17 protein-coding genes are annotated in these 21,126 nt (G+C 41.8%); 3 read left to right on the plus strand and 14 right to left on the minus strand.

Annotated features, from left to right (window positions below; all coding sequences use genetic code 11):
• Nucleotides 1-170 precede the first annotated feature (170 nt).
• Nucleotides 171-1,199 (plus strand): tRNA preQ1(34) S-adenosylmethionine ribosyltransferase-isomerase QueA, encoded by a 1,029-nt coding sequence (queA, locus tag NML76_RS02965; RefSeq protein ID WP_003006367.1) that lies wholly within the window; start codon nucleotides 171-173, stop codon nucleotides 1,197-1,199.
• An 11-nt stretch (nucleotides 1,200-1,210) separates the two neighbouring features.
• Nucleotides 1,211-1,681 carry an arginine repressor gene (locus tag NML76_RS02970; RefSeq protein WP_003006364.1) on the plus strand — a complete coding sequence of 157 codons (471 nt, stop codon included), beginning with the start codon at nucleotides 1,211-1,213 and terminating at the stop codon, nucleotides 1,679-1,681.
• A 478-nt stretch (nucleotides 1,682-2,159) separates the two neighbouring features.
• Here NML76_RS02970 and NML76_RS02975 read toward each other — a convergent pair whose 3' ends face one another.
• The 14 genes from NML76_RS02975 to NML76_RS03040 form a co-directional block, all read right to left on the minus strand.
• Nucleotides 2,160-3,494 (minus strand): dipeptidase, encoded by a 1,335-nt coding sequence (locus tag NML76_RS02975; RefSeq protein WP_254732632.1) that lies wholly within the window; start codon nucleotides 3,492-3,494, stop codon nucleotides 2,160-2,162.
• 17 nt (nucleotides 3,495-3,511) lie between these two features.
• A complete protein-coding gene (locus tag NML76_RS02980; RefSeq protein WP_049486413.1) occupies nucleotides 3,512-5,023 on the minus strand; it encodes a YfcC family protein in 1,512 nt (503 codons plus the stop codon).
• 124 nt (nucleotides 5,024-5,147) lie between these two features.
• On the minus strand, nucleotides 5,148-6,092 hold the full coding sequence (arcC, locus tag NML76_RS02985; RefSeq protein WP_024055214.1) for a carbamate kinase: 945 nt from the start codon (nucleotides 6,090-6,092) through the stop codon (nucleotides 5,148-5,150).
• Between the two features lie 85 nt (nucleotides 6,093-6,177).
• Entirely contained in the window at nucleotides 6,178-7,194 is a 1,017-nt protein-coding gene (gene argF, locus NML76_RS02990) for an ornithine carbamoyltransferase (protein WP_070589459.1), read from the minus strand.
• An 84-nt stretch (nucleotides 7,195-7,278) separates the two neighbouring features.
• A complete protein-coding gene (arcA, locus tag NML76_RS02995; protein ID WP_070589462.1) occupies nucleotides 7,279-8,508 on the minus strand; it encodes an arginine deiminase in 1,230 nt (409 codons plus the stop codon).
• 236 nt (nucleotides 8,509-8,744) lie between these two features.
• Nucleotides 8,745-9,434 carry a Crp/Fnr family transcriptional regulator gene (locus tag NML76_RS03000; RefSeq protein ID WP_070589464.1) on the minus strand — a complete coding sequence of 230 codons (690 nt, stop codon included), beginning with the start codon at nucleotides 9,432-9,434 and terminating at the stop codon, nucleotides 8,745-8,747.
• 159 nt (nucleotides 9,435-9,593) lie between these two features.
• Nucleotides 9,594-10,661, minus strand: a complete 1,068-nt coding sequence (locus NML76_RS03005) for a serine hydrolase (RefSeq protein WP_070589465.1) — start codon at nucleotides 10,659-10,661, stop codon at nucleotides 9,594-9,596.
• 98 nt (nucleotides 10,662-10,759) lie between these two features.
• Nucleotides 10,760-12,232: a helicase HerA-like domain-containing protein gene (locus tag NML76_RS03010; protein ID WP_070589468.1), complete on the minus strand. Its 1,473-nt coding sequence runs from the start codon at nucleotides 12,230-12,232 to the stop codon at nucleotides 10,760-10,762.
• Between the two features lie 210 nt (nucleotides 12,233-12,442).
• A complete protein-coding gene (gene sodA, locus NML76_RS03015) occupies nucleotides 12,443-13,048 on the minus strand; it encodes a superoxide dismutase SodA (RefSeq protein WP_003006336.1) in 606 nt (201 codons plus the stop codon).
• 88 nt (nucleotides 13,049-13,136) lie between these two features.
• Entirely contained in the window at nucleotides 13,137-14,171 is a 1,035-nt protein-coding gene (gene holA, locus NML76_RS03020; protein WP_049497253.1) for a DNA polymerase III subunit delta, read from the minus strand.
• Nucleotides 14,172-14,194: 23 nt separating this feature from the next.
• Nucleotides 14,195-14,797, minus strand: coding sequence for a DUF805 domain-containing protein (locus tag NML76_RS03025; protein ID WP_118228367.1), 603 nt, complete (start codon nucleotides 14,795-14,797; stop codon nucleotides 14,195-14,197).
• A 75-nt stretch (nucleotides 14,798-14,872) separates the two neighbouring features.
• A complete protein-coding gene (locus tag NML76_RS03030) occupies nucleotides 14,873-17,119 on the minus strand; it encodes a DNA internalization-related competence protein ComEC/Rec2 (RefSeq protein WP_254732634.1) in 2,247 nt (748 codons plus the stop codon).
• Nucleotides 17,100-17,768 carry a helix-hairpin-helix domain-containing protein gene (locus NML76_RS03035; RefSeq protein ID WP_150905697.1) on the minus strand — a complete coding sequence of 223 codons (669 nt, stop codon included), beginning with the start codon at nucleotides 17,766-17,768 and terminating at the stop codon, nucleotides 17,100-17,102. Before NML76_RS03035 ends, NML76_RS03030 begins: the two co-directional genes overlap by 20 nt.
• Before the next feature lie 66 nt (nucleotides 17,769-17,834).
• Nucleotides 17,835-18,581, minus strand: coding sequence for a 1-acyl-sn-glycerol-3-phosphate acyltransferase (locus tag NML76_RS03040; RefSeq protein ID WP_003006324.1), 747 nt, complete (start codon nucleotides 18,579-18,581; stop codon nucleotides 17,835-17,837).
• A 175-nt stretch (nucleotides 18,582-18,756) separates the two neighbouring features.
• Between NML76_RS03040 and NML76_RS03045 the strand changes: the two genes are divergently transcribed.
• A complete protein-coding gene (locus tag NML76_RS03045; RefSeq protein ID WP_070673820.1) occupies nucleotides 18,757-21,096 on the plus strand; it encodes a cation-translocating P-type ATPase in 2,340 nt (779 codons plus the stop codon).
• Nucleotides 21,097-21,126: the final 30 nt, after the last annotated feature.

The following is a 21,126-nucleotide window of genomic DNA, read 5'->3' on the forward strand; positions in this document are numbered from 1 at the left end:
CTATTATTCATCATTTTTTTGATCGGACTCCTTGTCTTTCTCTTATCTTTCTTGATTCATCAAAGAAAGATTCTCAAGGTCCTGATCTTTTTGATGGGAATCTGCCTGATGCTCTTAGCTGTCGGGACTACCATCTATCTACTCACAAATTTATTATAAAAGGAGCGCAAATGAATACCAACGACTTTGACTTTGATTTGCCTGAAGAACTGATTGCCCAAACCCCTCTTGAAAAACGAGATGCCTCTAAACTCTTGATCCTCGATCGAAAAACAGGGCAATTCCAAGACCGTCATTTTGATGCCATTTTGGATGAATTGGAGCCAGGAGATGCTCTTGTCATGAATAATACGCGCGTACTGCCTGCCCGTCTTCATGGTGTCAAACCAGAAACAGGTGGTCACGTCGAATTCCTTCTCCTTAAAAATACCCAGGATGACTGTTGGGAAGTCTTGGCAAAACCTGCAAAACGCTTAAAGGTAGGGGCCACAGTCAGCTTCGGAGATGGTCGTTTGACTGCAACCGTTGAGGAAGAATTGGAGCACGGAGGCCGCATCGTTCGCTTCCACTATCAAGGGATCTTTTTAGAAGTCTTGGAAAGCCTTGGTGAAATGCCACTCCCTCCCTATATTCACGAAAAGCTTGCTGACCGCGAACGCTACCAAACCGTTTATGCTAAAGAAAACGGTTCTGCTGCAGCCCCAACAGCAGGCCTACATTTCACCCAAGAATTGCTCCAAAAGATTGAAGCAAAGGGTGTTCATCTTGTTTACTTGACCCTTCATGTAGGGCTTGGTACCTTCCGTCCAGTATCAGTGGACAATCTCGAAGACCATGAGATGCACTCTGAATTTTACCAACTTTCAGAAGAGGCTGCTGCGACCCTTCGTCAAGTAAAAGCTGCAGGAAAACGCATCGTGGCCGTCGGAACGACTTCTATTCGGACCCTTGAAACGATTGGCAACAAATTTGATGGAGATATCCAAGCCGATTCAGGCTGGACCAATATCTTTATCAAACCAGGTTATGAATGGAAAGTCGTCGATGCCTTTTCAACCAACTTCCACCTTCCAAAATCAACTCTGGTCATGTTGGTTTCTGCCTTTGCCGGCCGTGAATTAACCCTCGAAGCATACCACCATGCGATTCAAGAACGCTACCGCTTCTTCAGTTTTGGGGATGCTATGTTCATCAAGTAAAGGAGTCTCTCATGAATAAAATTGAAAGCCGCCACCGCTTGATCCGCTCGATCATTTCTGAGCGTAGGATTCATACCCAACAAGAACTTCAAGAAGCCTTAGAAGCTAATGGCGTTCTCGTTACCCAGTCCACCCTTTCACGGGATGTCAAATCCTTGAATCTAGTAAAAATTAACGAGGGGGATAGTTCCTACTATGCCATGAACACCATCGCTCCTTCCCGTTGGGAAAAGCGCCTGCGGATGTATATGGAAGATGCCTTAGTCATGTTGCGGCCCGTTCAAAACCAGGTCGTTGTAAAAACTCTTCCAGGTCTTGCCCAATCCTTTGGAGCTATCTTAGATGCACTAGAACTCCAAGAGATTGTAGCCACCATCTGTGGAGACGATGTCTGTTTGGTCATCTGCGAAGACAACCAAGGAGCTTTGGATTGCTTTGAAAAATTAAAAGAATTCACCCCACCCTTCTTCTTTAGTAAATAAAAAGTTTGGAAACCAAGTTTCCAAACTTTTTAAAATGTAGACAAACTATCTTAAAATAAGGTTAGCGATTCTGCAAAAAAATTAAAATGTGTTCTAATTTTTTGAATGAATTAAGAAAACACTGAAACTTTCCGCTGAGAGAAAAGTGCCTGAAACAAAATTGTTTCAGGCACTCGGAATTATTGAGAGTAAAACAGTTTGGGAAACTGTTTTAGCCTGAGCCCAGAAATTAAAGAGCGAGGGGGCTCAATACAAATTGAACACGGGCTGCGGATTGTGTCAAAAAGATAAGTTCTCCTAGAATCGAAAGATTCCGCGTCAAACTTCCTATTTTGACTTTATCCGCAGACGCCCTTAGTATCTTGATTTAGTCTTGGAACTTCGTAGAAGTTCGCTGACGTCCGTACTCACCTAAGGAAAGTTTTTAGTATAAGTTTGTCTTCAATCTGAAAGTTTAGAAACTTGGTTTCCAAATTTTTTACGTTGTAGCTAAGCGTTGAATGGCTTCTCGATAGATTTCCATCGCTGCGTAGAGATCTTCAATTTTTGCACGTTCATTGGCTTGGTGCTCGGTCTGTTCTGCACCTGGGAAAAGAGCCCCAAAAGCGACACAATTTTCCATGGTCCGCGCAAATGTCGCACCACCAGAAGACATAGCTGGTGTCTTATCACCAGTTTCTTCCTGATAGACGGCCATCAAAGAGCTGACTAAAGGACTATCCAAAGGAACATATAAAGGAGCCAGATAATCAAACTCTTCATATTCCAACTGATAGCTAGCTGCAATTTCTTGCAAACGAGCTACCAAGGCATCCTTATCTGCTAAGACGGGGATCCGGATATCAATCCCGATTTCCGATTGTTCTTGATCGATCACAAGGGTCGCAAGATTAAAGGAAAGATCGCCACTTGGTTCATCTGAAATAGGGCCAAATAGAGCCTCACCAGTTGCATCCTCACCAACTGCATCTGCGATAAATAGCAAAGCTGGATGGGGTTGGATGAGGGATAAACTTTCCGCTAAACCGACAATAGCATTCACTCCTTCAGCTGCATCTTTAGAGTGCTTGGAAACACCCAAAACCGTTACAGAATCTTCTGTTTGGCTATACTGAACCCCACTTTGATCCAAAACAGGAAGCAACTCTTCCAAACGATGACCAGCATAGGTCGCCTTGTCTGGAACAACATTGAGGGCCTGACCAGCCTGTAAGGGAATATCATCCCAACCTGGACCATGCAATTTCACTTGTAATAAGCCTTTTTCAGCATAGGTTAATGGGAAAGAGGAATCCGGTGCAAATCCAAGATCTGCTTGCTCTTCGATTTGGTTGTAGCGGTTCATACAGCGCCACAAGGTTTCTTCATCCGTCCCAAAAATAAAGCGGATTCGTTTGGTAAACTGGATGCCATCATCCAGTAAACTCTTGACTGCATAGAGGGCAGCAAGAGACGGTCCCTTATCATCCTGCACACCACGACCTACTAGATAATCACCGACAATAGTCGCTTCAAAAGGTGGCGTTTGCCAATCTTGTAAATCACCGGCTGGAACAACATCCAAGTGACAAAGAACGGCCAGGAGTTCTTCCCCCTGACCGATCTCTGCATATCCATAGTATCCTTCAGGATCTATATATGTTTGAAAACCTAATTCTCGAGCAAGCTCTAAGGTTTTTTCTAGGACATCTTGGATAGCTTGTCCAAACGGTGTTCCATTTTCCCCTTCATTTAATACAGAAGGGTAAGAAATGATGGTTTGAAGCGAGTTTAAAAACTGCTCTTTTACATCGTTCTTTATTCTATTTTTCATGAAACACCTACTTTATTCTATTGCAAGAATGGAACCACAGTTCCTAGTAGAAGAAGGGCAATGGTGATCACAACAATCGCTACGACCAATTTACCCATGAATTTCCACCATGCACTCAAGTCAACACGTCCAAGAGCAAGAGCTCCCATTACGATACCTGAAGTTGGTGCGATCAAGTTCAAGACACCAGATGCAGATTGGTAAGCTGTGACAATCAAGCTACCTGGTACATTGACGAATTTACCAAGAGGTGCCATGATACCCATTGTTGCACTGGCAAGACCAGATGATGATGGGATCAAGAATGACATTGGCAAGTAGAAAATGTAAGTCAAGACAATGAACAATTGAGATGAAAGACCTTTAAGTCCTTCTTCACCCCAGTGAAGAATTGTCGCAGTGATCATACCGTCGTTCATGATGACTTGGATACCACGTGCTACCGCTACGATAAGAGCAACACTCAAGAGGTCAGCTGCACCATTCATGAAAGATGAAATGATTTTATCTTCTTTCAAGCCATAAATGATACCAACGAGGATTCCCATGAAGGCAAAGAGCATAGCTGTTTGTGGGAAGTACCATGTACCAAGAGCATCTGTGTTACCGATCAATTGACCAAGTACTGGAATTTTATGGAGAGATTCGTTAAAGTTGTTAAAGAATGTAATACCCAAATCTTTGAATGGGATAAATCCAGCAACCATGATAACGAATGTTGAGATGAAGACGACCAAGACACGTTTTTGTTTCTTGTTCATTTGTGAAGGAATTTCTTCGCCACTATCAACATTGAAGTGTTTCAAATCTTCTTCACGAGTTGCATAGGTGAGAGATTTGGTTGGGTCTTTTTGAACCTTATCTGCATAACGGTATACATAGTATGTGCTAAGTCCTGTCAATACGATCCAGAAGATCACACGAAGTAAGAGACCTGAAGCACTTGAGATACCTGCAGTATCAGATGCGATAACTGTCGCAAATGGGTTCAATGTTGACGCCAAACATCCGATTTGTGATCCTAAAAGGATAATGGCTACCCCTGTCAAGCTGTCAAAACCAACGGACATCATAACAGGTACAAGAAGTGGATAGAAGGCCATGGTTTCTTCACCCATACCATAAGTTGTACCACCAAGGGCAAACAATGGCATCAAGATCAAAATCAACATTTTTTCGCGGCCTTTGTATTTACGAACGATAGAAGCAATCCCTACATCAAGGGTACCTGTTTCGTTCACAACACCAAGGAAACCACCGACCATTAAGATGAAGAAGGCTACGTCAATCGCTGCACTAGTTGGTGCTTTACCAAGCATGGCATTGATTGGGGCCATCAAGACATCCCAAATCCCTTGAGGATGTGCTTTTACAGATTCATAACTACCTGCAATGATAGCACCTGCATCGTCAACCTTGTATTGACCAGCTGGAATAATCCAAGTTAACACTGCCATAATAGCAATGATAATTAACAATACGGAAAAAGATGAAGGCATCTTAAATCCTTTTTTCGTTTTTTCACTCATTTGTCTTCCTCCTAACGCAACAAAGTGTGAGTGATGTTTTACAAGAGTCTCTTGTAAAACGCTTACCTATAGATTTATTCTATCACAATAAGCTTTAAAATACTAGTTTTTTCCTAATTTTTCATTAGTCTTTTTGGATGATTGTTCCACTTTCAGACTCAATCAAAGCTCCAAGGTTTTCAAGTGATGTAATAACTGCTTTTCCTTCTGGGCGACCATTGACGAAGGCAATGGCAGCTTCCACTTTAGGAAGCATGCTTCCTGGTGCAAATTGGTCTTGTTTGATGTATTCTTCCAATTGAGCCACATTAACATGTTCCAATTTTGCTTGGTCTGGTTTGTTGTAGTTCACAAAGACATAATCGACACCAGTCAAGACGATGAAGAGGTCTGCTTCTACTAATTCAGCCAAACGTTGAGATGCAAAGTCTTTATCGATAACCGCTTCAACACCAGATAAGCTACCATCTGCTTCTTTCACAACTGGGATACCACCACCACCGGCTGCCACAACGACTTGACCGTCGTTCAACAAAGTACGGATGGTATTGATTTCTTTGATATCCACTGGTTTTGGTGAAGCCACGACTTTACGCCAGCCACGACCAGCATCTTCTTTGAAAGTTGCTCCTGATTTTTCAGCTTCTGCTTTTGCTTCTTCTTCTGAGTAGAATGGACCGATTGGTTTGCTGAGGTTGACAAAAGCTGGGTCGTTCTTATCAACAATGACTTGTGTCACAACAGAAGCCACATCTTTTTCGATTCCTTCTTCATGAAGAGCATTTTGAAGAGCATTTTGAAGCCAGTAGCCAATACTTCCTTCGGTCATAGCAACTAATGAATCCAATGGGAAAGCAGGGTTTTTTTCAGAGTTTGCTGCCAAGTGTTGGAGCAAAAGGTTCCCTACTTGAGGACCATTTCCGTGAGTGATGATCAAGTCATCCCCGTTTTTGATTAATTTGACTAAGTGTTTTGCTGTTTCTACAAGTGCTTCTTGTTGAGCTTGAGCAGAAGGATCAGATGAGAGAATAGCATTTCCTCCCAAAGCAACGACGATTTTTCTTGACATAAATTTTCCCTTTCTATAAAAAATAGGGGCAGGACTAAAGCTAGCAGTCCAGCCCCTATAGCTGTTGGTATACGGTTATAAAGTCTTAAACTTTTGGAATGTACAAGTTACCAAGAGTAGCTGCCATAACCGCTTTGATGGTGTGCATACGGTTTTCAGCTTGGTCAAAGTGACGAGCATATTTGCTGCGGAACACTTCGTCAGTAACTTCCATTTCTTCTACGCCGAATTTTTCAGCAACATCTTTACCGTAAACAGTATTTGTATCGTGGAAGGCTGGCAAGCAGTGCAAGAAGATTAAGTCTTCGTTATCAGCTTTCTTAATCAAATCCATGTTTACTTGGTAAGGTTTCAAAAGGGCAACACGTTCTGCAAATTTGTCTTCTTCACCCATAGATACCCAAACGTCAGTGTAAAGTACGTCTGCACCTTTCACAGCTTCATCGGCATCTTCAGTGATCAAGATATGAGCGCCACTTTCTTTTGCATATCCTTCTGCCAATTCAACGATTTCTTTTTCTGGGAAGAGTTCTTTTGGTGAGAAGATGTGTACGTTCACACCAAGGATAGCACCTGTTACAAGAAGGCTGTTCGCAACGTTGTTACGTCCATCACCACAGTATACAAGTGTCAAACCTTCCAAACGTCCAAAGTTTTCTTGAACTGTCAAGTAGTCTGCAAGCATTTGAGTTGGGTGCCATTCGTCAGTCAAACCATTCCATACTGGAACACCTGAGAATTCAGCCAATTCTTCAACCATACGTTGGCTGAAACCACGGAATTCAATACCGTCAAACATACGTCCAAGAACTTTAGCAGTATCTTCTGTAGATTCTTTTTTACCAAGTTGGATGTCGTTTGCACCTAGGTATTCTGGGTGAGCACCAAGGTCGATAGCTGCTGTTGTGAAGGCAGCACGAGTACGAGTTGAAGTTTTTTCAAACAAAAGCGCAATGTTTTTACCAGCAAGATAGTGGTGTTCAATGTTGCGTTTTTTAAGGTCTTTCAAGTGAGCTGAAAGTCCGATAAGGTACTCTAACTCTGCACGTGTAAAGTCTTTTTCTGCCAAGAAGCTACGTCCTTGGAACACTGAATTTGTCATTCTATTTGTCTCCTATTTTCTTTCTAGTATTGATCAGTAAGAAGAAAGAGCTGATCCTCAAAGACCAGCTCTCGGTCTTCTCTATTAGATTTCTTCACGTTCAAATGGCATTGACATACAACGAGGTCCACCACGACCGCGAACCAATTCACTTCCGCGGATCTTAATCAAACGAAGTCCGTATTCTTCTAATTTCTTGTTTGTGACTGTGTTACGATCGTATACAACTACCACACCAGGTGCGATTGTAAGAGTATTTGATCCGTCGTTCCATTGTTCACGAGCAGCTGCAACCACATTGCCATCACCACAAGGGATCAATGTAACTTTTTCAACACCAAGGTTTTCAGCAAGTAATTCAGCCAAATCACCTTTTTCTTCAACAATCTTCAATGCTTCATTTTCATATGTTACAGAGAAGACGCGAAGGTTGCCTTGGATTTCTGGGTGGATGGTGAATTTATCGTAGTCCACCATTGTGAATACTGTATCCAAGTGCATGAATTTACGGTTGTTCGCAAATTCGAAGGCCAAGACTTTCTTGAAGCCAACGTTCTTCTTGAAGATGTTTACCAACAATTTTTCAATTGATGCAGCGTCTGTACGTTGTGAGATACCAACTGCCAAGACATCTTTAGAAAGGACCAATTCGTCCCCACCTTCGATACGAGTATCTTCTTCACGGTTGTATACCAAATCTACATTACCACCATATACTGGGTGGTATTTGAAGATGTATTTACCATACAAAGTTTCACGGTTACGTGTATCTGCGTACATGTGGTTCAATGATACTGCATTACCAATTGTAGCAAATGGGTCACGTGTGAAGTACAAGTTTGGCATTGGGTCGATTGCAAATGGATAGTCAGATTCAACAAGGTCTGTCAATCCTTTTGCTTCTTCAGGAATTTCTGGAAGTTCAGCTTTTTGGAAACCAGCCATTGTTTTTTCAACCAATTCTTGGTTGTCTTCAATACCACGAAGGATTTCACGAATAGCGTTTTTAGTTTGGCGTCCACGAATGTTTGCTTCATCAAGATATTCTTCGATGAATTGTTCGCGAATTTCTGGAGTAGTCAATGACTCAGCTGCCAATTTTTCAAGATAAAGTACTTCGATTCCTTCGTTACGAAGCGCTTGAGCAAAATTGTCGTGTTCTTTTTGTGCATCTTCCAAGAATGGAATATCATCAAAAAGAAGACGCTCTAGATAGTCAGGCATTAAGTTTTCCAACTCTTTACCTGGACGGTGCAACATTACTTTTTTCAGTTTTCCAATTTCTGAGAAAACATGAATTGGTTTAGTTGACATCTGTCATCCTCCTTTTTTCTTTGAGCTTGTTCACAAGCTTATTACAATTGTTATTATATTCTTTATTGGTACCGCTTTCACAAAGGATTCTGCTTTTTGAATGCAAAGAATTTGGCGTTTTTTTGAATCCTTCCTATTTTTTAGTTAATATGAAGCGTTTTCTTTGCATATTTTGTCTTTTATATTATTTTTATGAATATATATTTTTTTGTAAAAAATAAAAAAAGATCAACAAATTAGTTGATCTCTTCAAAACTTTTTAAAAAGTAGGCTGTATCTAGAAAAGTTAGTTGTTTTCTCTCATACTGGATCTTATGAGAATCGATGAGTTTCTTTAAAACTTGATTGACAGTTTCTCGAGTTGTGGCTGCTAATTTGGCCATTTCCTTCATACTAATTGGAAATGGAAGTTGATTTCCAAGACTTTCATAGTCCTTGCACAGAATGGCTAAGGATTGAATCACACGCTCACTGGCACTAGCTGTCACGACATTGCGCAAGCGCAACTCTTGAAATTCTAGGATGGAGGAGAGCTTTCTCATAATAAAGAGCAACTGCTCCTTGCTCTCTTGGGCATATAATTCATAGAGATTGACGGGAATCACGAAACAACGCAAATCCGTCACCGCACTAGCTGTATAATGGTAACGCTCATCCTGGAACATCCCACCATAAGGGAACAGAGCCCCCTTCTTTATATAATCCATATAGGAGAATTGGTCCGACGAATCAAATTGCTCAATACGAGCAAAGCCTTTTGCCAGAAGAAAAATGCGCTCCCGCCTATCTCCTGCATAAAACAAAATTTGTCCTTTAGGGATATCCCTGGCATGAATTTCAACAGCTAATTTATCAAATAGCTCCACTGGTAGCGCAGAAAAGGCTGGATGCGAGCGGAGCAATTGGTAATCTTCCTTTGTAATCATGTCTATACTTCCTCTTATTACTATTATTAGTATAACATACTTTTTATAGAAAAGGGAAAGAAGTCTCTTTAGAACAGAAAAGTAATTCGAAACACCAAGTCATTTTCATGATACTTTGTTAGAAGAAAAGGTCTGAGCAAAACTCAGACCTTTTGTCGATTATTCATTCATATTGACACGATGCCATTCATTGATAACATAAGCCAATTGTCCCAATTGATAAAGACCAACGCCACTGATTTCAGAACTTTCTGGAGTCGTACCTCCAAGTCCTGCAGTGTAAATGGCAACCAAATAAGGAGTCGATTCACGAACAATCGCATCCACATTAAGTGCTTCAGCAACATACCCTGGTTTTTGTTGAATCACCAAATCTGGCAAGAATTTCTTATAGTACTCACCTGGGAAAGACTCCCCGATCAGTTCTAGTAAATCTGCATATTTTTCTTGATGATTCCAAAGATATTCCAAGACATGGATGTAATAATCCGTTGTCGTTTTATTATCTTCGCTAAAGGTTTTGACTTCTGGTGAACGGGATTGACCATAACGACTGAATAACTTGCGCGCTTGCTCCATCCCCCCTAAACGATCTGCCAAAGCATAGGCTGGGGTATTTTCAGAGTAAACCAATGAATAGCGCTGCATATCAGGGATAGACATAGCTCCATCAAAGGCAGCAACGTAATTGTCATGCTCCCCTACATATTCATAGTAGGTGTTGGTAATGTCAAACCGGTCTGTTAAATTCAGTTTGCCCTTTGCGACTTCATCCACCACCAACATGTTCAACGGTAGCTTATAGGTACTACCTGCCGTCATTGGTTGAAGATCATTCATGGCAAATTGCTCTCCAGTAATGGCATTGCGATACGTGAAGGCAACTTGTGACGGATCAATTCCACTTTCCGCTAGGAAATCCTGGACAACCTCTACCAAACCTTTATTAGCATAATCATAGACAAGGCCATAAGCACTCATCGTTTCCATGTCTGCATCTACTACTGCTTGCTTAGCTTCAGGAGATTTGACACGTGGTTTTTTCGTCTCAGGGGTAGACTTTTCGATATCTTGTTCTTTTACTTCTTTTGTTTTCTTTGCTTTTTTTTCAATTGCTGATGCTGTTGGTTGCGTAACATGCAAGTAGCCCAGTGCGCTTGTTCCCACTAAGCACAATAAAATACTGACCGCAATCATGATCGAGCGTAGATTAAAATATTTTTTCATACGAGATTAATTATAAAAGATTCTACTGAAAATAACAAGAATTATCAGAAAGAGAAAACGGTTTCTTTTTAAAAAGTTTTTTTCTTTTCATAAAAGGGTTATTTCCGTTTAAAGGAGCCCATAATTAGCTTAGCGATCTCACGCGCAATCGTCCGGAATAAGGAACTTAAGAAGGAATCTTTTGCCTTTTCAAGACTAGATTTTCTTGGACGACCCGGACTGCGTTTTTGCTCTGCTTTTTCCGCCGCAGCTCGTTCTTTTGCTGCTTCTTTTTGCTCTTCTTCTTGTGCTTCCTTGCTTGCTTTAGCTGCTAATTTTTCATAGGCAGATTCCCGATCAATCGTCGTCGCATACTTTTGATGGAAAGGCGATGTCGTGATCAAGGCCAATTGTTCACTTTCATTTAAGAGGTCAAAACTCGATTGAGGAGAGAGAATATAAGCACGCTCAACCACACTAGGCTGTCCCTTTTCATTGAGGAAAGAAACTAAGGCTTCCCCTGTCCCTAACTCTGTGATCACTGTTTCTGTATCAAAATCTGGATTCGGACGAAAACTTTGGGCAGCCACCTTAATCGCCTTCATTTCTTTTGGTGTATAAGCTCGAAGTGCATGCTGAACACGATTTCCAAGCTGTGCCAAAACAGATTCTGGAAGGTCTTGAGGATTTTGGGTAATAAAGTAAATCCCTACACCCTTCGAACGAATTAGGCGTACCACTTGCTCAACCTTCTCAAGAAAGAGCTTGCTTGCATCCTTAAAGAGGAGATGCGCTTCATCAAAGAAGAAGACCAATTTTGGCTTTTCAGGATCCCCAACCTCTGGAAGTGTTTCAAAAAGACGAGACAGCATCCAAATCAAAAAGGTTGAGTACAATTTTGGTGAATGAAAGAGCTTTGTAGCCGAAAGAATATTGATATACCCACGACCAGATGCATCGAGTTGCATGAAATCATTTAAATCAAGTGCTGGCTCTCCGAAAAACTGATCTGCTCCTTCTTCTTCAAGAACCAAGAGACTTCTTTGGATGGCTCCGACAGATTGTTTGGTGATATTGCCATATTGGGCTGAATAGTCTGAACTGTGCTCATAGACTTCCTTTAAAAGGCTTTGCAGGTCCTTCAAATCAATTAAAGGCCAATCTTTCTCTTGGGCTACTTTAAAGACAATTGCGAGAATTCCTGATTGGGTTTCATTCAAATCAAGCAGACGAGAAAGAAGCAATGACCCCATCCCTTCGACAGTCGCCCGAACAGGATGACCAGCTTGGCCGAAAACATCCCACAATCGAACTGGGAATGCTTGTGGCTCAAACGGTTCTGTGATCCCAAGAAGCTTATAGCGTTCTTCCAGTTTTGGCGTCCATTGCCCGGCTTTGGCTAAGCCAGATAAATCTCCCTTGATATCGGCTAGAAAGACCGGAATGCCTTCTTTGCTTAATTTTTCTGTTAGGACCTTGAGAGTAACCGTTTTTCCTGTTCCTGTTGCACCTGCAATCAAGCCATGACGATTCAACATCCGCAAATAGATAGGCGTCTCAACGGCTCCTTTGGTAATAGTAATACTAGTCATTTCATTTCTCCCTGAATGTTTCAGTTTTCATTTTAAGGTTTATCTTTTCCTTGCCTAGGCCCTTCAAACCAGGCTTCAGACAAGTAAGACACACTCCTACTAGTGTATCATTTTCCTGACCAAACGCAAGAAATTATACTCCGATTTTCCGGATGCACATAAAAAAATCTATAAGAGCCAATACATGCTCTTATAGATTCCTTCATTTTATTATTTTGCTGCTGCAAACAATTCATTAACTTTATTCCAGTTGATCACTGAGAAGAAAGCTTTGATGTAGTCAGGACGTACGTTACGGTATTTCACGTAGTAGGCATGTTCCCAAACATCCAAACCAAGGATTGGTGTTTTACCTTCAGAGATTGGTGTATCTTGGTTTGCTGTTGAAGTTACTTCGAGTTTGCCTTCTTTGTTAACAACCAACCATGCCCAGCCAGAACCAAAACGTGTCGTTGCTGCTGCTGTGAAGGCTGCTTTGAAGTCTTCAAATGAACCAAATGTAGCATCAATCGCTGCAGCAAGTTCTGCTGAAGGAGCTGTTTGTTCTGGAGTCATCAATTCCCAGAAAAGAGCGTGGTTCAAATGACCACCACCATTGTTGATCACAGCTTGGCGAATATCAGCTGGAATGGATTCAACATCAGCTAACAAGCTTTCAAGGTCTTCTCCAATTTCAGGATGTTTTTCAAGAGCTGCATTCACATTGTTTACATATGTTTGATGGTGTTTATCATGGTGCAAATGCATGGTTTCTTCATCGATATAAGGTTCCAATGCATCATAAGCATATGGTAATTCTGGTAAAATGATAGCCATTTTATGGTCCTCTTTTCTTTATTACTGACTTGATGATAACGTAAACAGCTAAATTATTCAACTAATCTGCTTGCGATTTCATTCATCGTTAGACGCTATTAGCTACTTTCAACAGGGCCAAATCAAATAAGTAGTCTTTTTCATATGTTCCACTTTTAATCGCATAATCCGTCTCGATGAAGGTCATCATAGCTTGCTTCAAAAAGGACAAGGAAAGCCTGCGGCTATCCCGTAAGGCAAACTTCACCTGATAAGGATTGACCTTGCGTCCTGACAACTCCGACAAGCTCGCTACAATTTGGCTTTCGGATTGACCTTCTTCTGAGAAAATTTTAACTTGAGAAAACATTCGGAATTGTCCCAACAAAATAGCGATCAATTTTATTTCATCTTCTCCTTGTAAGCGGAGATCCTTAACCAAATTCCGGGCTTGATCGATTTGGCGTTTGAGAATCATCTGTGTCAGATCAAAAATATTATCTTGCAAGGACTTTGGAACAACCTCCTCAATATCTTGGAGGGTAATCTGACCATCTTCTTTATAAGCCTGCAACAGAGCGAGATTCTTCTGTAACTCTCCAAAATCATAGCCAGATTTTAAGAGTAGCTGGTCCAAGGAATCGCCCACAAACTGTATGCCCAATTCTTGTGCCTGACTTGCAAAATAACACTTTAAATCTTGCTCTTTAGGAGATGTTGCTTCAATGATCTGGGCATCCCGTTTTAGGAGTTTGACTAAGCGACGCTTACTATCTAATTTTCCTTCTGCAAATATCACCAAACGGGTCGATTCAGAAGGATTTTCCAAATAGTTTTCAAATTGCTTCAGATCTTCATCGGTTAAATTGCGTTTCTTGGCAGTGGTCAAATCCAATAAGTGATCCAAAATCACAATTTTTTCATCTGCAAAAAAGGGAAGACTGACCAAATCCAGCTCGACTTCAGCATAGGAGGCTTCCTTCATATCAAAATAAGAATAATTCAAATCTGAGGGATCATAGCCTATTTTTTTTAAAATGTCTTTTTTTAACCATTCAAATTGACCTACATCCTCACCCGTCAAGACAAGAATAGGAGGCAGAGTTTGAACCGTCAGATGTTTAATGTCGGTAATTGCTTGCATGAAACTCTCTTATCTTTATCACTTTAGTGGATTTCGTGTTCAGCAGCCATTCTTTGTTCCAATGGTGGTTTTTCATCAGACAAATCAGGTGCTGCTACAAAATTAGGGATTTGCTCAAACGAGTTGCCTCCAAAGCTCCCCCCTGTCGCTGTGACCTGTGGTTCAGAAGCCACTCCCATAGGAGTTTCTACTGGTTGTGGGAAGGTGTTTTTCCCTGGAAGCATCATGAGAATCAAGAGAGAAATAACTGTAATCCCCCAAAGAAATAGGAAAATATCTAGCCCCGTCAACAAATAGAGCAGAACCGGACCAAGGTTCAAAAAGATCCAAGACCAATGGATTCCCGCATCCCGCAAGCGACGTACACAAATGGCTTGACTGGGTACCAAAATGAGGAAGTAAAAGAATGCTAAGAAAGCGAGCGCCCATAAACCTGTCTTAGAATGAACAGTTGAAAAATTGAGCGTTTCTTGAGCATTTTGATGGGATAAAGAGGTCACGATGTAAAAAACCCAAAGAGGCAAAGAAATCAGGGAATTCCATAAAAAAGCTAGCCAAAAATGGGCCCGACTGGTCTTACTTGAAAAATCTGCATACTGTATCCAAAATTGCTTAAATGCGTTCATACGATTCTACCTTTACATTGATTTCACTTTCTATAATAGCAATTTTCAGCATAGAAAGCAAACCTCTCCTCGTCTCTAGCGGACCGTTTCTACCCTCCAATGGTCCCACCCAATCAAGCGAATCGCTCCCCTTTCATCGGTACGAAGGTAAGAAATAGAGCGTTCCTCTAGACGATCGAGCAATTCTTTATGGGGATGTTGGTAGCGATTTTTCTTTCCAACAGAGATCAAGGCCAACTGAGGATGTAACTGATCTAAAAACACATCACTAGAGGAACCTTTAGAACCGTGGTGGCCTACTTTCAAGACATCTACTTGTAATTGTGGATCGTTTTTCAATAGTTTTTTCTCTCCAGCTTCTTCCAAATCACCCGTGAACAAAAATCGTTTCTGAAAGAACTGCCCATAGAGGACAATTGAATCATCATTTTTACCATCCCCCACTTCATCAGGGGATAAGACTTCTAGATGATGATCAAAAATAGGTAGTTGATCTCCTCTCTGGACTACTTTAATCGGACTATGAAGCTGTTTCAATTTCTCTCGAAATTGAGAATTAGTTAGACTACCTGGACTGACATACACTTTTTTAACTGGGATTTGTTTGGCAACCTCCACCATATCGCCCATATGGTCCTGGTCTGTATGAGTCAAGACCAAAGCATCGAGTTTTCCAACACCACGACTCTTGAGATAGGGAATCAAGGTTTGATCCGCATTGGCAGATTGACTGCGCTCTTGCCACTTTTCTCCACTTTTAAAAGTGACACGTCCTCCGACATCAATCAATATGGTTCTTCCTTTCCAATCGCGTAAAAAGATACTGTCTCCTTGACCAATATCCACCATGGTAATCTCATTTTCTAAAGGATGCTTGGTCCAACAAAAGATGAGTAGAATCATGCCTATTAACAGGAAACGACGTTTTTTTTGCTTTCGAAGATCATACAAGATTCCTAAAAGAAGGAAGAGAGCAATCAGAGCTGGTCCCGTCGGCTGACCAAATACCAAAGGTAGCGACGTGAGCTTTGAAATCCAACGAATACACTCCTCTATGAGAAGAAAGAAACTGTTAAAAATTGTAAGGGGCTTTAGAATCGATAAGATAAATAGCACCGTTAAACCTGGAAGAAGGACAAGGTCAAATAAGAAAGAAAAGAGGAAGGTTAAAGGGAGTGACCACGGTTGAAAGACACTAAAGTAATAGGTCAAAAGGGGCAAAATTCCCAGGCTAATCCAGAAACTTTCCACTAGTAGCTTTTTAAGTCCTGAATAAGAACTGGTATCTACCAAGGTCAAAATAAAGGCGTAGGCACAACTCAAGACCCCTCCAGCTGTCAGAAGAAACTTGGGCATGAGCACCATTAAGATCATCAAGGTCATCGCCATATTCTCCATCCCTCGGATCCCCTTTTGAGAGAGGATCTTCTGCAAGAGACTACGAACCACTGAAACTGAAAAACCTGTCAAGCCAGCATAGACCAAAGAAATTGGAAGCATCCAGATATCGACTGTCTCTTGCAAGATTCCTAGACGTAAGAGAGCTCTCCGGATCCCATTGATGAAAAAGCCGACCTGCATCCCAGATAAGGCGAACAAATGGATGATGCCCAAACTCGTGTAAAGCTGATCCATCTCTTCAAAATCCGTATCTAAATAACCAAAAAGAAGGCCGGTCATATACTGGTTCATCGGCTGTGGAAAGTGCTCCTTGCTCCAAACAATGGCTTGGCGCCTCCATTGAGATAGCCAGTCAAAAACATTCCACGTTTGGATGGGAACCGCAGATTGGATCGCTTCAATTTTTATTTGATAGTGAATTCCCTGTGTTTCCAAATAAGACCGGTAGTCAAATCCTCTAAAATTTCGTTGCCCTTCTGGTTCTTCTATAACACCTTTATATGTCAACTCCATCAAGCGGGTTTGACTTTGCCACTGCTGTTTTTCTTTTTCTGATTTTAAAGTGTAGAAGACTTGGTAGGTCCTTCCCTGATTTTTAGCACGAAAAGACAGGGCGTCCCCATTGATCTTGATGGTATCTGGAATCAGGCGTAAGTGGGATGGGGGCTGACTTTCTGCTTGTACTGGATGATCCTGTAGTCGCTGAAAGACAAAGAAGGCCGCAAAACAAAGGGTTGCTAAAGCAAGCCCTAGCAAACTTGAGCGCTCCCCTTTATAGAGATGAACCGCTAAAACTCCCACTACTACTAGACCGCTGATCGAAAGCCAAGATGGTTGATAGATACTAAAATACAGCCATAGGAGCACAAAGGCGAGATGGACAAGCGAAAAAGGAAGGTCTTTAATCCACCGTGAAAGCATCTCTTAGTTTCTCCAGTGTTTTCTCTCCGATTCCTGAAACATTCTTCAGATCATCCACTGATCGAAAAGGACCATTTGCTTCGCGATAGGCGATAATGTCCTGGGCACGTTTCTGGCCAATGCCTGATACTGTCTGGAGATCTGATTCGGTTGCTCGATTTAAATGGACCTTGCCTGTTTTTTCTGCTGGTGCTGACGAAGTTGCAGGACTTTCTGAACTTCCAAGTTCTGGAACATCCTCTCCTTCTTTAGCAACATAGATCACTGCTTCATCGGAGAGTTTTTGCGCCAAGTTGACCGATTGACTATTGGCATCTGCTGTCATCCCGCCTGCCTTATAAATAGCATCGTGGACTCTGCTATTGGAGCGCAACTCATAGACACCTGGTTGTTTGACGGCTCCTTTGACATCGACCGTAATGATCTCGGGTGCATCAGACACAGAAGTCGCCGTCTTTTCTTCTTTGGAACTAGTGGTCTGCACCTTTTCTTTGCTCGAAGTTGAACTAGAAGCCTGATAAAGATCCGGTATGGTGGATGCACTTGACTGAGGTCGATGAAAAAGAAAATACCCTCCAAGTAAGAGTCCGATAGCAGTAAGAGCTAAAAATAGCTTATATTCTTTGATTTTTTCGATGATATCCTCCATAAGAAACCTCCTCTCACTTTTATTATTCGTAAAAATAAAAAAAACTGAGAAAAACTCTCAGTTTTTTTACTTGTTTTTCCGATGTTTGTCTGGATCCCATACAAAGCTTGCTAGGTAACTAAAGAGCAAGGTCAAGATGCCAACGACTAAGACAAGGGGAATCAAAAGGATTTTTAACAAACGAATCAAGATAAAAGGTTTTGTTGGGGTGTTGATCGCTTGCGCTTCCGCATCCAAACGGTCAAACTCCTCTTGGATACGGCGGGCAACTTCTGCCACTCCTTCGTCATTCATCTTTTTAATATCCGAAATATCAATGGGATGTCCAAAGTTCATATCAATGCGTTCACCCGTTGCCAACCCTTTCAAGTCTCTTGGACCAGTATAAGTCACTGGCATGATACGGACCTTCGCCATTTTGGCAATGATGGCAACACCGCCTTTTACGTCTTGAGAATGACGGCTTCCACTTGGAAACATAATCAAGGAACGGTTGCTCTTTTTCAGCATATTGACAGGATACTTAATGGCTTCTGCTCCCGGATTTTCACGGTCGATCGGAAATGCCCCACACATGCGAATCCACCAGCCAAAAATACGATTGGTGAAGAGTTCTTTTTTCGCCATAAAGATAAACTGCTTTGGCTTGGTTGCAAAGGCCATATAGACCGGATCCCACCAAGTCCGGTGAGGGGATACCAAGATGTAGTTCTCTTCCCGATCTGGAATATTGTCCTTATGATGGTAATGGGCATTCCCATTTAAAACCCACAGAATAAAGGCAACAAGGCCACGTAAATAGGTATAAAACATAGTTGTTCCTCAAATCCATTTCATTCGTCTCTCTACAAGATATTCCATCCTGTAAAAGGTTCTTTCTTATTATACCGTATCCTGATTTTGACCGCAAACCTTTTTTAGATAAAAATTGTCTCAGCGGACCGATTCTAGATAGTCTTTTTCTCAAAAAAATGATATCATATTGTCTATGGAAACTATTGATTTAAAGGGCTTGTCCCTCAGTGAAGTCCGCAAGAAAATGGATCGCGGACAAACCAATGATTTTACAACGAATACAAGTACCAGTACCTGGCAAATTATCAAGCGCAACGTCTTCACCTTGTTTAATACCTTAAACTTTGTGATTGCTGTGGCCTTGGCTGCTGTACAGGCCTGGAGCAATATGATCTTTTTCGCAGTCATTTGCTTCAATGCCATTACAGGGATCATGACCGAGATGCGCGCCAAGCGGATGATTGATAAGCTCAACCTCATGAGTCGTGAGCTAGTGACTGTCATTCGTGACGGGGAAAAAGATGCGATTCCACCAGAAAAGCTTGTTCTAGGTGATTTAATGCTCTTGTCTTCGGGTGAGCAGATCCCTAGTGATGCCGAAGTCATGTCTGGTATCGCTGAAGCCAATGAAGCTATGCTGACTGGTGAGAGTGATCTGGTCTTAAAAGAAGTTGGTGATGAACTGCTTTCTGGTAGTTATATTGCCAGTGGTCAAGTCTATGCCCGTGTCAAGCGAGTTGGAGCAAACAACTATGCCAACAAACTGATGATGGAAGCCAAGACCTTGAAACCTATCAATTCGCGTATTCTTTATAACTTAGCGAAAATTTCAAGCTTCACTGGTAAAATTATCATTCCATTTGGCCTTGCCCTCTTCTTTGAAGCATTGTTGATCAAGATGCTGCCAATCAAAGATTCTGTCGTGAATTCTTCCACAGCTCTCCTGGGAATGTTGCCAAAAGGAATTGCCTTACTGACAGTTACGTCTCTTTTGACAGCGGTTATTAAGCTCGGCATGCGCAAGGTTCTTGTCCAAGAAATGTACTCAGTAGAAACCCTGGCGCGTGTGGATACCTTGTGCCTTGATAAGACCGGTACCATCACCCAAGGGAAGATGACAGTTGAAGCTCTCCATAGCTTATCTGATCATTTTTCTGAGGAAACCATCAAAGTTATCCTTTCAGCTTACATGCAAAATAGCGAGGACACCAATCCTACTGCTCAAGCTATTCGCAAGGCTTATGGGGAGTTGGAGCATGCCTATACTGCGGAAAATATTATTCCTTTCTCAAGTGATCGGAAATGGGGAGCCATGCACCTATCCAACCTTGGAACCGTCTTTCTCGGTGCTCCTGAAATGCTCCTGAAAGAAAATCCAGCTGCTGTCGTCGAAGCACAAGCTCGTGGATCGCGCGTGCTCGTCTTGGCTCACAGTTCAGAACTGATCAGCATGCAGGAATTGAAACTGCCTGAAAATCTTGAAGGGATTGCAGTTATTGAGATTACAGACCCCATTCGTGAAGGGGCTTCAGATACTCTTGAGTATTTGCGCTCTCAAGGAGTGGATCTCAAAATCATCTCCGGTGACAACCCTGTGACGGTCTCTTATATCGCTCAACAAGCTGGCTTCAAAAATTATGAGAACTACATTGATTGTTCAAAAATTTCTGATGATCAATTAGTGGATCAAGCAGAAGAAACAGCTATCTTTGGGCGCGTGTCCCCTCACCAGAAAAAACTGCTTATCCAAACCTTGAAAGCAGCTGGTCGGACAACTGCTATGACAGGAGATGGGGTCAATGATATCCTTGCTCTTCGCGAAGCAGACTGCTCCATCGTAATGGCTGAGGGAGATCCTGCAACCCGTCAAATTGCCAATATTGTTCTTTTGAACTCTGACTTTAATGACGTTCCAGAAATTCTTTTTGAAGGCCGTCGTGTGGTGAATAACATTGGACGAATCGCTCCAATCTTCTTTATCAAAACGATCTATTCCTTCCTCTTGGCTATCATCTGTATTGCCAGTGCTCTCTTCTTTAACGTCAACTATTTGCTGATTTTCCCTTTCATCCCTATTCAAATCACCCTGATTGACCAATTCGTCGAAGGATTCCCACCATTTGTGTTGACCTTTGAACGCAATATCAAACCGGTTGAAAAACACTTCTTGAGACGTTCCCTTCTGTTAGCCTTACCAAGCGCCTTGATGGTCGTCTTTAGTGTTTTGTTCATTCGCCTTTGGGGAGCAAGCCATGGTTGGTCTGCAGCCGATATGTCTACTGTATCCTACTACTTACTTGGATCCATCGGTTTCCTATCCGTTATCCGTGCTTGCCTGCCACTAAATATCTGGCGGGCCCTCCTCATCCTCTTCTCTGTAGTAGGATTCTACGCATCTGCGATCGTGTTGAAAAACTTGATCGAGATTTCCCTCCTTACAGCCACTACTTTCCCAGTTTATCTGGCATTGATGGCCATCTTTACAGGAGTCTTTATCCTCACTACAATTCTCCAAAAATATGAATTTGATTAAAAAAGTTGAGAGTAAAAACTCTCAACTTTT

It is taken from the genome of Streptococcus sp. CF8_Ac1-9 (assembly GCF_024295565.1).
GTDB lineage: Bacteria > Bacillota > Bacilli > Lactobacillales > Streptococcaceae > Streptococcus > Streptococcus parasanguinis_X.